The 12,365-nt window shown below is 36.7% G+C and carries 12 protein-coding genes; 2 read left to right on the plus strand and 10 right to left on the minus strand.

All coding sequences use genetic code 11. From position 1 onward, the window contains the following. Positions 1-36 precede the first annotated feature (36 nt). The gene (locus ABFU83_RS07800; protein ID WP_347069964.1) at positions 37-741 is read left to right on the plus strand and encodes a hypothetical protein; all 705 of its coding nucleotides are present in this window, start codon (positions 37-39) and stop codon (positions 739-741) included. Between the two features lie 268 nt (positions 742-1,009). Here the strand turns inward: ABFU83_RS07800 and ABFU83_RS07805 are convergent, their stop codons facing one another. The 10 genes from ABFU83_RS07805 to ABFU83_RS07850 all read right to left on the minus strand — a co-directional run bounded on the left by ABFU83_RS07805 (position 1,010) and on the right by ABFU83_RS07850 (position 11,692). Then, positions 1,010-1,486, minus strand: coding sequence for a hypothetical protein (locus ABFU83_RS07805; protein ID WP_347069965.1), 477 nt, complete (start codon positions 1,484-1,486; stop codon positions 1,010-1,012). Between the two features lie 109 nt (positions 1,487-1,595). Further along, complete coding sequence (locus ABFU83_RS07810; RefSeq protein ID WP_347069966.1) at positions 1,596-2,189, minus strand: hypothetical protein; 594 nt, start codon at positions 2,187-2,189, stop codon at positions 1,596-1,598. Positions 2,190-2,565: 376 nt separating this feature from the next. Next, positions 2,566-4,035 (minus strand): serine hydrolase domain-containing protein, encoded by a 1,470-nt coding sequence (locus ABFU83_RS07815; protein WP_347069967.1) that lies wholly within the window; start codon positions 4,033-4,035, stop codon positions 2,566-2,568. Between the two features lie 157 nt (positions 4,036-4,192). After that, positions 4,193-5,329, minus strand: coding sequence for a helix-turn-helix domain-containing protein (locus tag ABFU83_RS07820; protein WP_347069968.1), 1,137 nt, complete (start codon positions 5,327-5,329; stop codon positions 4,193-4,195). A gap of 198 nt (positions 5,330-5,527) precedes the next feature. Beyond that, complete coding sequence (locus ABFU83_RS07825) at positions 5,528-5,881, minus strand: DUF1622 domain-containing protein (protein ID WP_347069969.1); 354 nt, start codon at positions 5,879-5,881, stop codon at positions 5,528-5,530. Between the two features lie 141 nt (positions 5,882-6,022). Continuing rightward, on the minus strand, positions 6,023-6,829 hold the full coding sequence (locus ABFU83_RS07830; protein WP_347069970.1) for an AbaSI family restriction endonuclease: 807 nt from the start codon (positions 6,827-6,829) through the stop codon (positions 6,023-6,025). A 148-nt stretch (positions 6,830-6,977) separates the two neighbouring features. Further along, on the minus strand, positions 6,978-8,408 hold the full coding sequence (locus ABFU83_RS07835; protein ID WP_347069971.1) for a glycosyltransferase: 1,431 nt from the start codon (positions 8,406-8,408) through the stop codon (positions 6,978-6,980). A 10-nt stretch (positions 8,409-8,418) separates the two neighbouring features. Beyond that, positions 8,419-9,240 (minus strand): hypothetical protein, encoded by an 822-nt coding sequence (locus tag ABFU83_RS07840; protein ID WP_347069972.1) that lies wholly within the window; start codon positions 9,238-9,240, stop codon positions 8,419-8,421. 27 nt (positions 9,241-9,267) lie between these two features. Further along, positions 9,268-9,633, minus strand: a complete 366-nt coding sequence (locus tag ABFU83_RS07845) for a response regulator transcription factor (protein ID WP_136404239.1) — start codon at positions 9,631-9,633, stop codon at positions 9,268-9,270. Positions 9,634-9,697: 64 nt separating this feature from the next. Continuing rightward, the gene (locus tag ABFU83_RS07850) at positions 9,698-11,692 is read right to left on the minus strand and encodes an ATP-binding protein (RefSeq protein ID WP_347069973.1); all 1,995 of its coding nucleotides are present in this window, start codon (positions 11,690-11,692) and stop codon (positions 9,698-9,700) included. A 202-nt stretch (positions 11,693-11,894) separates the two neighbouring features. Here ABFU83_RS07850 and ABFU83_RS07855 point away from each other — a divergent pair, with 202 nt between their 5' ends. Further along, positions 11,895-12,353 carry a hypothetical protein gene (locus ABFU83_RS07855; RefSeq protein WP_347069974.1) on the plus strand — a complete coding sequence of 153 codons (459 nt, stop codon included), beginning with the start codon at positions 11,895-11,897 and terminating at the stop codon, positions 12,351-12,353. Positions 12,354-12,365 lie beyond the last annotated feature (12 nt).

A 12,365-nucleotide genomic window follows, 5' to 3' on the forward strand; every position in this document is an offset into this window, starting at 1 on the left:
CGAAAAGTACATCATATAAAATCTACCATCTAAACAATGACAGACGAATTAAAAATAGCAATAGAAAGGCTTTACGATACCTTTTCGTCCTATCCATTTAATGAAAAAATGGAAGGTTGTCCCTGTTGTGTTTCTTCTACCGATAAGGAAAAGATACACACCAAGCCGCTTCGGCAATTAGATGGTGACGATCTTTCGAGGTATGCTTTTAAGGCGATCACAACCTGGGGAAACACCAATGACTTTAAACACTATTTACCCCGGATTTTTGAGTTACTTTCAACAACCGATTTTATTGTTGACACCTTTGTTGTTTTGGGTAAGCTAAAGTATGCTAATTGGGAAACCTGGTCAACTGAAGAACAAAAAGCTATTAACGATTTTTTAATGGCATGGTGGATCGATAGTACAAAACACAAAGATTCTTTTGACCACGAGGTTTTTATAGAAATTTACAAATTATTTGGTGCTATAAACCCTCTTCTCGACAACTGGCACATCACTTTTGATAATAACAGTTTCAAAAACTTAATTGACTTGCTTGACTCTTATTACTATGAGCTGATGAAAACAAGTAGGAAGTCAGAAGGACTTGATCAAGCTTCTATTGACATACTGCAAATGTGGGTGATCAACAAAAAAGAGCTACTAGAACAGGGATTTTTCTATTATGAAACGATTGACAATGAATTTGCCGAAAGAATATCAGATGCGCTTTATATAATTGAACGTAGAAATTAAGTTTTTACGCTTATTGCCATTGCTATTCGTAAGCCATTATTCTATTTTGATAAAATTACCGGTCAGGTGACGAATGATGAATTGCTTGGTAATATTTTTGCGATTTTTTATATTGGGAAGTAGTCCTAAATCAGGGAAATCCATTAAAACAAACCAGATAACATGGATTAAAAATCCGTGTTATCAGGTCAAGGTTCTCCCCCTTTTCTAAAATTATTGATTTCCCGTTTGTGTGTAGAATCAAATTATCGAACCCCGTCAAGTTGCTTTATTTCTCTAAAATACTTTTTGCTTTTTTTGAATAACTTCCATTCGGAAAAATTTCTAAATATTTTTCGATCAATTTTTTTGGGTTAACTGAACCATCGTTTGTGTGACTATCTAATTTAGAATATGCTTCAGCAGCCTCCCAAATATTATCATCCATCATGCTTTTATCACCACCATTTTTCATTGAGGAAATGTAATAATCTACTGCATTTTCATACGCCCCTAAAAAATAATAGGCCGCGCCAACCTGACTTTCATATAAACCTTTATTATTTGGGTACTTTTCCGATAGAGTTTTAAATAACGCTAACGATTCCTGGAATTTTCCACTTGTCATTAACTTAGAAGCATTGCGCATCATCTCGTTTTCATCGTCTTTTGCTACAGGATTTTTAGCAATAAATTCATCATTTTTTTTATCTAAATCATTCAGTGTATTTTCTTTTTTTCCAAATAAAAGCTTTAATAGTCCCATTTTATATTTTTTTTTAAGTTACCCTACTCATTTGGCTTTTCGGTGACGCCTCGTTTTTATAGGTGATCCAGATCTCCACCTTTTTTAGGTCTCCAATCAGAGCTCATATTTATAAATCCAATGGATTCCAATCAATACCAATTCGTTCAAAATAGGGCAGTATATAATCCATCGGATATTTTTGCATATTATCTTCAGTACCTACAACCCTAACTTTTTGTCCATTATCTATTGCCGAAAATTCATAGTAATTAAAACCTCCGATATATATTTTTTCGACTGTAATAATTTCTTCAAGTCCTGTACTTCGAAGCTGTTCAATTACAATTGCTCCATTTGTACCTTCTAAGCTCTTATCATAAGAGTCTGAATTTGATACGCTAAATGCTATATACCATCCTGTGTATCTTTCATAGAGCTGTTCTACAGATAGTTTTGTAAAATCTATGGAAAAGAAACACCAGGTTATGGGACCTGTAAAACCGATATATTCAGTACCGTCAACACTAAATTTTACTAATGAACATAATTCATAATTATGGGTTGGCCAAAACAATTCTCTCTGGTCCAAAATTATTGCGCTATCGGGCTTTTTATTGAATTCCAATGGATGCTCTATCCATTCTACCATTTCTTTAATAATAGGGTTAGTCATATCCAGCTCAGCGCTTGGTTGTTTTTTAGATTTTTCAAATAATCCCATTCTTATTGTTTTTTAAGTTATAGTAAATTACGAAAGTGAAAACGTACCCAGATTTGGAGTGCCTTCAAGGAATTCACCTAGTGTGAATAATAGTATTGATTTGGTATTCAATATAAATAAAATACGTCGAATTCACATCCGCTTCCGAAAGTAAGAAAAATAGTTAATTTTAGCAATTTCTTAACCAACAAGGGATCAATTTTCAGCAAAATCTTTTAAGTATGCAGTAACTTTTTCTTCTAAAATCTCAAGTAATTCCTTTTGATACTATTTATAAATATCAGGAATATTCAGAACCCTATAGTATGTTCATTTCGTATAACAATTAGTGAATGAAAAAATTCCATCCACTAATTGTTTTATTGAAAGCCACTCGTTATTTCTCTTTTTTAATGTCGTAAACCGTAGTTTTTAGTGTATCCCTTAGTAAGGTTACCGAGTTTACTTTTCCATTACTGAAATCGAATTGTAACAAGTTCGGATAATCTACAATTTTAAATAATCCATTTTTCAAATACACTAACTCATTGTCGTTTTTCCCTTTAAAATGATCCAACAATACGGATTCTACATACAAACGATTGTTTCGTTCTACGATTTTGGTTTCCACTTTTTGCGCATAAAGGAAATCATCGTAGGTTCCGATTAGTTTTGCTTTTATGTCGGCAGGAATTTCCTGCGTTGCTCCATCCTTACTTTTTTTAGTCCAATCCATCAATGTCAGAATCGTTTTTTGCGTTTGTCCCATCACAGGAAAGCGGTTTGGTTTTTCACCGTTCGCAAGATATACAAAACCATTTCCATCGGTCATCGTGGCAAACAAACTTCCACCAACTCCGGTATTGGATCCGTTACACATAAACCATTCGTTGTTGTTATATCCAAACGATTTTTGCCATCCATACGACCAGCCACCAACAGCATTCTTTAAAACTGAAACCTCCGTTACTTTTTTGGCTATACGCTGTGAAATGACTTTATTATTCTTATTTCGTAAGGCGTTTTGCATCTCAATAGCCAGTATTGCTAAATCGGTTGGTGTCGACCATAATCCCGATGGTCCTACTTGTGGGGTAATTGGCAAACCCGTTTTGATTACTTTTCCATCTTTATCGTGAACCAGTGCCACATTCTTTAGAAATCCAGCTTCATTCGGTTGTATCATGGTTGTGTTTTTTAAACCAAGCGGCGAAAAAATATGGTCGTGTGCCAATTCTGCAATCGGTTTATTTAAATAGTCCTCCAATGCCATTTGAACAATGGTATAACCACCACCGCTGTAACTCCAATCGGTTCCAGGTTCGAACGTAAATTCAATTTCTCTATCATATCTCGGAATTTGTCCCAAAAGACTTTGGGTTAGCGTTGGAATAACTTCTCCTTCATAATGGTCTTCAAACCCACTCTGAGTCGTTCCTGCGGTATGATTCAGAAACTGTTTCCAGGTCGGACTGTGGCCTTCAGTAAACTTACTTTTAGGTAAATGCCAACGTTTTAAGTACTTGTCTATCGGATCATCTAAATGGATCAAACCTTTTTCTTCCAGCATATGACAAAGAAGTGCCGTAATGGGTTTTGCAATAGAAGCCGTAGAAAAAGCCGTATTTTCATCGATCTTTTCCGGAGCATTCATCGATTTTACGCCGAATTGATTGGAATATACGATCTTATAATTTTCGAAAACAACAACGCTAAATCCCGGAAGTTTGTATTTTTCTAATTGTTGTTCGATCTTTAAACTATCGGTCAGAAAACCATAGTCTTTTTTTTCTGCTACAACTTTTTTACTGGTTTGACAACTAGAAATCAGTGCGACAAGGAGGAGTAAATAAAGGCTCTTTTTCATTTTATTGTATCGTTTTTAGGTTATAAACTTATTTCGATACAAAGATGGGATTGTCACTACAGCTATGCGACCGAATAAAAGTAGTCGGTCACATTTTGCCTAAAAAATGCGTACGAATCGTTACAATGAGGCGTACGAATAATTACAAAAAGCTGTATTACAAATTCTTACGATAGAATGTCGGCGTGCAATTGGTATGCTTTTTAAAAGCGGTATTAAACGATGATTTGGAGTTAAAACCCACTTCGTAGAGAATTTCAAGAATGGTAAGCTCGCTTTTGGTGGTATCTCTTAAAATTTCCATCGCACTTTCGATACGATAAGTATTGACAAAATCATAAAAATGCTGTCTTAATTGATGATTGATCAAAAGCGATAAATCGCGAACCGGAATTCCGATCTGTTTTGAAACATCCTGTATGGTTAGCGCCGGATTCAGAAATGGTTTTTCTTCGGTCATAAATTGCTTTAATTTCAACAATTCTTCCGTATACAGACTTTCATTATCTTCTTTTACGGATGGTGCTTTGCTTTTTTCTTCCGACACCATCTCGTCAACCAGTTTTAATTTGGTATCAATATTTCTAAAAAGACCGGGGTTGTTTAAGGCTTTAAACAGGTACCAGCAAATAATAAAAAGCTGCGATAATTGAAGTCCGATTTTTATGGCGTCCGACAGGTGTGGATAATCCGAAAATTTAAGAATGTTTTTTAAAAGCGCTACCAGATAGATAATGGTTAATACCAGCGTAAACTGGAATAGCCAATTATAGGAATTGATATGCTTACCGGCGTAATTTTCGAGATAGAGTTTCTTTGATTTTCGCAATACCTTAAAAACAGCAATCAGATAGATCACAATTTGCACGTGTATCATAATATGGATCAGCTGAACTTCGATCCTACTCTGACGATTCTGAATAAAACTAATTTTCTCCGCAATATCTACAGTATAAAAACGAGGTAGTAACATCAGATTCACAATCAAAAACGGAAGCAGATGGACTAAATGTTGTGGTTTCAGTTTAAAATCGGAATAACAAACGGATAATACATAAAGGTAAAAGACCGGAATTTGCAGGAAAGCAAAGGTAGTCCGTAGCATTCCAAGATTGGATGGACCGTTGACCAAACTATTCACTAAAGGTTCGCTAACATCAATTGCATTGATCACTAAAAAAAGTGCCAATAGCACATTACTACTTTTGTGCTCCGTTTTAGCAGTTATCAGGAAAAAAGCAAGAAACAACGAAATAAACAACGAGATTATGGTCACAATATTTAGTAAATTCATGTTTTCCATTTCGTATGCTTCTTAGTTTATCGTTATTTTATTTGTATCCTTTTCATCGGAATTTCCAAATGTCTTGAAATTCAAAATCCGATAGGTGCAAATATAAAAATTAGATCGACATTCGATCTATTTTTCCTACGGGGAAAACACTGCGATACGTGTTGTTTTATTTAGGAGTAAAGGATACTGTCGTTTGTCTTACGCATCGATATTCTTGTTTTTTTGCCACGGGAATTTGCCTTCGATTTCCACTTCGAGCGATAGGCTTAAAAAGGTTCGAATCAATACAATTATAGCCAACGACAGCACGCGATCCATGGTTGGTTCGGTGACTACGGTTCCAATGATATCACCGGCTACTAAGATTTCCAAACCGAGTAATATTCCTTTACCGAGTTCTTGTCGGAGTATTTTATACGAACGCGGAACGGTTCCTTGTAACGTAAAAATAAACTTTCCCATCGCGATTACGACGCCAATAATGATGGTAATAATTCCCGCAATTTCAATTCCTTTGGCAACATATTCGATATAGGTTTTTATTTCTTCCATTTTTTAACGTGATTATAGTTCCTTAAAAATACAAAATCCCAACCAAATGGCTGGGATTTACTTTTATAGGACGGATTACACCGAGGCTTTAGCCGAACTGATGAAATAAATCCGTGCTATCGGGTGTTATTGTGAATATTTTTAAGATGGGCTATAGGTTTGAACGATTTTACTAATACGATTCCAGATTAACCCACTATTTATAGAAGTTTTTTCCCTGTCTAATTCATATACACCTCTAAAACGATACATAACATCTCCTAAAGGTGATTTTACCCGGGCAAACACAATACGTCTGTGATATGGCAAATTAATTATTTTCTCTGTATGCCTTTCTGTTAATTCATTATTTTTAGATTTTTCGGTTATAATATTCTCATCATCGGAAATAGAATTATTCCAATCACCATTTTCATACAATTTAGGAAACCAAATCACAACATTCTCTTCTATTGGATGATTTATCCCACCAGTCCAAATGCTTTTATCTTTAAATTTTTTACCGAAACAACTGGCAGCATCCGTCATACGTAGAAAAGCACAATTATCATCAATTGAAATTGTTCCTTTTATTATATACCTTTCTGGATCGTATTCTTTTTCGGGTATCCAAGGTTTAAAATCAAGATCAGAATTCTTTAACCTTTTAACTTCTTGAACAATAGCATCAATTTGTTCATGTACATTTTCCAAACCTTTAGAAATATCAACTCTTCTAAACTGATGTCCTTTTGTAGCATTAACAACATCTAATTCTCGAATTTGATCTTGCTCTTTTTGACTTAAATGATAAGGTTCATCCACTTCAATATGAAGACCAAATTGAGGAAAATACATATCGGTTAAAGCCCGTTTATTTTCAGGACGACTTACATATTGCTGTGTTATTATTTTTATCGATAAATCATTTAATAAATGATAGATACGAGTAACAACATATATTTTCAAATCGTTTCTTTTGAGTTCGCGCTAAAGTACGGGTAATATATTCTATTTGATTCATAGGTATTCTATATAAAGTATTTAAAGCTATTTGTTTTCTTTATCTTGATATTTTTAATCAAATTTACGATTTCAAACAAAATCCGAATATTTTCTACTTCTTCGTAAACCCCTTCCGGGTCATTTCGCCCCAACCGTTGGTGCCCATGACTTTGTCTTTATAACCAACCAAGGCGGCATATACCGTTAACGGATGGAAATAGAACGGTTCGATAAAAGCCGCCAACAAGAGTTTTAAAAAATCGGCTTGTTTGGGGTATTTATGGTAGGTACGCTCTTCGCAGTATAAGGCGATAACCGAAAAGAAAATCGCAAAAGTGTAGACAAACAGCACCAGTAAAAAGAAAAAATGCCAGTTGAGTAAACCCAATACTAAAAACACTATGGTTGTGAGCACTCCGATAAATTCGATTCCGGGTGCCAGAAATTCAAATAACGTCCAATATGGAATACTGATCATCCCCAAAAGTTTGTATTTCGGGTTTAGGCACATTTTTTTGTGAAAACTTAATGTTTCTATGGTTCCGCGCATCCAACGGCTTCGCTGTTTTTTAAAAATCTTAAAATCCTCCGGAGCTTCCGTCCAACATAGCGGATCGGGAATATAACTCACCGAATATGGTAATTTTTTTTCGAGCATATAGCGACGCATCCGTACGACCAACTCCATGTCCTCGCCTACGGTTTTGGTGCTATATCCTCCCGCTAATAAGGCAATTTCTTTATCGAACGCACCAAAAGCACCGCTGATCAATAATAGTCCGTCGAGTCTCCCCCATGCCATTCTTCCCAAAAGGAAGGCGCGCAAATATTCCAAAACCTGAATCCGGGATAACAATCGGTCCGGAACGTTTACTTCAACCATACGGCCATTTTTAATCACACATTGGTTGGCAATCCGAACCACACCTCCGGTGGCAATAATTCGCTTCCCGTAGGACTCCAAAAAAGGTTTTGCCAGTTTAAGCAGGGCGTCTTTATCCAGAATACAATCCACATCGATACAAACTACATAAGGATATTCGGCGATGTTAAGTCCGGCATTTAGCGCATCGGCTTTACCGCCATTATCTTTATCAACGACAATCAATTTTTTAAAGGCCGCATTTCGGGAGCGGTATAAACCTCGGATTTTTTGCGTTTCGATTTTGGAATGGACTTCCAATTCCGTTAGTTCCAGATCATAGGTTTTGATCAGAATTTCCATCGAGTCGTCTTTACTTCCATCGTTCACTACAATCACCTGGTAGTTGTTGTAATTCAATGACAATAAGGATTTTACATTTTCTTCAATCGTAAATCCTTCGTTATAGGCCGGTGCAATCAGCGAAAGTTTGGGCGCAAATTCACTGGTGAGCAATACGTCATAGTCGACAAAGCTGTTCTTTTTAAGGTAGTCTCGCAATTCTTTAGCGGACAAATAGGCCAATATCAGGTAGGAAGACATGATCAATATTGCATAACCCAGAATAAGGTTTAAATAAAGATCGATAAAAAATACTAGTTCATCACTTAAAAAAGTCATCTGCCCAGGGTTAATCGGTTAATTGCTGCAATACGCTTTGCGCTTCATATTTTAGAAAAGTATTTGGTGCCTGTGTTGCCAATTGTTCGACAAACGGTACTTTTTGCGTCAGTTTTAGCTCTTTGATCAATTTTAATCCCAACGCCACTACAGTAGTATTTTTGGATTCCAACAGCTCTTCAATTCCCTGCCTATCGCCAACATCGTGTTTTTTAAACGCCGCTATGATGTTGACCTGTGTCCAGTCGTCGATCGGATACGGATGTTCAGTCAGGTGTGCGATTCCTTTTGTCCCTTCCAGTTTAATACAGGCGTTGATGGCTGTAATCTGCAGGGTTTTGTTGCGCGCTTTGGAACTGATCAGTATGGTATCGAAAACTTCGTGAACGTTCATTTCGGCCAGTTCGGTAATCCCTTTGCAACGAACATCCCATTTCGAGCTTTTAAGCTTTTTTAAGGAATCTTTTTTTAATCCGGAATCCTTATAAAACTGTTCCAGCTTGCGCGCATAAACGCCATCGTAATTTTTATGAAGATTGATAACCGATTCTGTGGTGAATTCTCTAAAAAAACGGTTATCCTTTAGCTTTTTATAGTTTTCATTCTGAATGATTTCCGAAAACGGAAGGTCTTCAAAAACCACCGTAAACAGTAGCTTATCGATTAGTAAACCGTATTCCGTACGAAGTCTTTCATTTTTTATATGGCTATTCCGACTACTAATGATCAATACATATAAGATAATGGAAGCTGCCATAAACAGGCAAATGGATCCGATTAAAAAAGGTTCATTCCATGTACCATGTGTGTAAAGTTCCCTAAGGTGTTTCATTGTAGCAACGTAGTAGTAAAAATTATATTAAATACGAATACCTAATAACTTATTAATGCGTACTAAAAGTACTGCCGGACTAACCGGTTTGGCAATAAATTCGTTGGCTCCTATGTCGAAAGAATCCAATTCGGTTTGTTCTACACCGGAAGAAGTGAGTATGATTACCGGAATATCCGATTGAATCCGTTGGCGGATGTATTGTGTAATTTCCATTCCGCTACTACCCGGCATATTAATATCGGTTAGTACCAAATCGTAATTATTGGTTTCAATGGCTTCCAATGCTTCTTTACCATCTGAAAACTGATCGACCTCATACCCTTTCGATTCTAAGAAAAAGGATAATGATTTGCGTAGGATGTCATTGTCTTCCGCTAAAACTATTCTCATCGATTTTATATTTATTTTGGAGCGAGCGTTTATAAATGAGACAAAGCTGTCTCTTATCGTTCTTTTATTGTACTTCTTTTAAATATTTAACTACGTCAACAATTCCGCTTGCCAGGGTGTTGATTTCATCTTCTCCCATTTCCGTAAAACGCTCCAGTATGGCTTCTGCTTCGATAACGGACAAACAATTGCTAAGATCGGTCAGCATAAACATATCCAGACTGGATTTCATATTATGCGTGAGTCGTTTTACCGCATCATAGTCATCTCTGGAAAAAGCTTTCTGAAGGTTTGCTACGTCAACCGGAATTTTTTCGATAAACAGATTGATGATTTCCTTTTTGAAATTTTGATCGCCACAGGCTGTTTCCTCAATAAAAGACAAATCAACTTTTCTTCGGCGTATTGGCGGCATCTTTTCCGGATTTAAAGCCGTTTTAATCGCATCCAGAAGCATCGCCTGTTTAAACGGTTTCGGAACATAGGCATTCATTCCCGCTTCATAACAACGCTCTTGTTCGCCAATAAGCGAATGGGCTGTCATGGCTATAATTGGAAGGGTCAATTTCATTTCATTTCGAATGTATTCTGTGGTCTGATATCCGTCTTTAACCGGCATCTGAAGATCCATCAGTACCACATCGTAGCTATTTTTTGACAGTAGTTCGATTCCTATTTCACCATTTTCGGCTATATCCAATTCAAAACCAAAATTATGAATCACGCTTTTGGCCAGTTTCTGGTTTAAAACATTGTCTTCACAAAGCAATATTCTAAGTTTCCCAAGACTTTCACCGGCTGCCGCTTCCGTTTTGGTTTCGATATAATCTGATTTTTTATAGTTTAGGACAAAGAAAAACTCGGAACCTCGTCCAACTTTACTTTTTACCTGTAATTCGCCATGCTGTAATTCGATTAATTGTTTTACAATGCTAAGGCCCAATCCCGTACCGCCAAATCGTCGTGTGGTACTTTCTTCCGCCTGTGTAAAACGTTCGAAAATCGTTTTAAGTTTTTCTTCGGGAATACCAATCCCTGTATCTTTTACCGAAAATTTAAGCGAATAATGGTCTTCCGTTTCTTCCAGCATTTTTACCGAAACGGTTACTTCGCCATCTTCGGTAAACTTAAGTGCATTTCCGACAAGGTTCACCAAAATCTGGTTTAGTCGACCCTGATCGCCAATGACGTGTTCCGGCATATCGGCATCTAAAAAGAGATTGAACTCAATGTCGTTTGGAACTTTAACCTTTAACAGGTTATAGACATGTTTTAGTGTCTTTTTTAAATTAAACGGTTCGGATTCAATGGTTAAATTACCGGATTCGATTTTGGAAAGATCCAGAATATCATTGATGATCAATAATAAATTTTCACCGGCTATTTGTACGCTATCGATATAATCGTGCTGCACCTTATCCAGTTTTGTCTGCGCCAAAAGATCGGTAAAACCGATTATAGCATTTAACGGCGTTCGGATTTCATGACTCATATTGGCCAGGAAACTATCCTTTGCCAATACCGCTCTATCGGCAATCTTTTTCTGTGCCGCCAGTTCGATATTTTTGGTTCGCAATTCCAATTGGTTGATCACGTGTTTTGCCACGATCGACAAAGCATTTCGTTGGTTTTCATTCAGTTCTTTGGTCTCGTGATCGATCGCACAGATGGTTCCGATATTGTAACCATCGGGTGTGGTTAGTGGAATTCCAGCATAAAACCGAACCTTAAAACCACCGGTCACATTCGGATCGTCCTTAAAACGGTCGTTTAAAAAAGTGTCGTTGATTTCCACCATTTTAGTTTCCATAATGGTATACTGACAAAACGAAATCTCCCTTGGTACTTCCGATACGCCGATTCCAATTTCCGATTTAAACCATTGTCGGCTTGCATCGATAAAAGAAATATGAGCGATGGGTACGCCACAGATATACGAAACCAATTTGGTAGCATCGTCAAAAGCATTATCCGGCAGCGTATCCAGGATATTATAGCGTTTTAGTGCTGCTAAGCGTTCCAGTTCGTTTTCAGGGATGGGATAGGGTTGGGTATTCATAGTGTCAATTGGGAAAATGCATAAATACAAAAATAATTCGAGAAAAAAGGTCGCAAAAAAATTTTGTACCGAATGCCGTGACTTCCGTAAAATTCTTAACTCAAATACCTATTACCAAAAACAAATTTGTTAAATAAATCAATTATCTTTATACGCCATAAAAAGTACCACTTTCGACCAAACCAAACTAAACCTTACTATTATGGATACATCAACACCAAAAGCAAGCAAAAACCTCAATCGGTTAAAGCCTCTACAAATAACACAGATCAATACTAAAAGTATGGGACTTTCCGGTATTGTGAGAACTGCCGATCATCTGGAACCTATGGTATCCGCTGAAATTCAGAATAACGTCAACGGAAGAGTGATCAATATCAAAATCGTTGTTTTAATTCCGCAAACCTTGTTAGGACAAGAACCGATTACACTTTATCAGGATCTGGATAATCCCCCGAAAAACGAATTAAAACTGGTTGTAAAATCGAATAGTAACGAACTGGTCGCTCCGGAATATTACCCCTGGTATGTTAATTACCTGCATCCACTTTCTGAAAGTGATAAAATAGAAATTATCACAACCCGTATTGAAGATCTTATCCCGGATGACGCCAATCCGAGAACGTCCAGAGGAACCGTAACACAGGTATTACAAAGTTAAACAGCAAACCGA

It is taken from the genome of Flavobacterium sp. WV_118_3, assembly GCF_039778605.1.
In the GTDB taxonomy this organism is placed as follows: Bacteria; Bacteroidota; Bacteroidia; order Flavobacteriales; family Flavobacteriaceae; genus Flavobacterium.

Coding starts and splice junctions, on each gene's coding strand:
- ABFU83_RS07800 (WP_347069964.1), top strand. CDS start 37: ATGACAGACGAATTAAAAATAGCAATAGAAAGGCTTTACGATACCTTT.
- ABFU83_RS07805 (WP_347069965.1), bottom strand. CDS start 1,486: ATGGGACTATTAAAGCTTTTATTTGGAAAAAAAGAAAATACACTGAAT.
- ABFU83_RS07810 (WP_347069966.1), bottom strand. CDS start 2,189: ATGGGATTATTTGAAAAATCTAAAAAACAACCAAGCGCTGAGCTGGAT.
- ABFU83_RS07815 (WP_347069967.1), bottom strand. CDS start 4,035: ATGAAAAAGAGCCTTTATTTACTCCTCCTTGTCGCACTGATTTCTAGT.
- ABFU83_RS07820 (WP_347069968.1), bottom strand. CDS start 5,329: ATGAATTTACTAAATATTGTGACCATAATCTCGTTGTTTATTTCGTTG.
- ABFU83_RS07825 (WP_347069969.1), bottom strand. CDS start 5,881: ATGGAAGAAATAAAAACCTATATCGAATATGTTGCCAAAGGAATTGAA.
- ABFU83_RS07835 (WP_347069971.1), bottom strand. CDS start 8,408: ATGACTTTTTTAAGTGATGAACTAGTATTTTTTATCGATCTTTATTTA.
- ABFU83_RS07840 (WP_347069972.1), bottom strand. CDS start 9,240: ATGAAACACCTTAGGGAACTTTACACACATGGTACATGGAATGAACCT.
- ABFU83_RS07845 (WP_136404239.1), bottom strand. CDS start 9,633: ATGAGAATAGTTTTAGCGGAAGACAATGACATCCTACGCAAATCATTA.
- ABFU83_RS07850 (WP_347069973.1), bottom strand. CDS start 11,692: ATGAATACCCAACCCTATCCCATCCCTGAAAACGAACTGGAACGCTTA.
- ABFU83_RS07855 (WP_347069974.1), top strand. CDS start 11,895: ATGGATACATCAACACCAAAAGCAAGCAAAAACCTCAATCGGTTAAAG.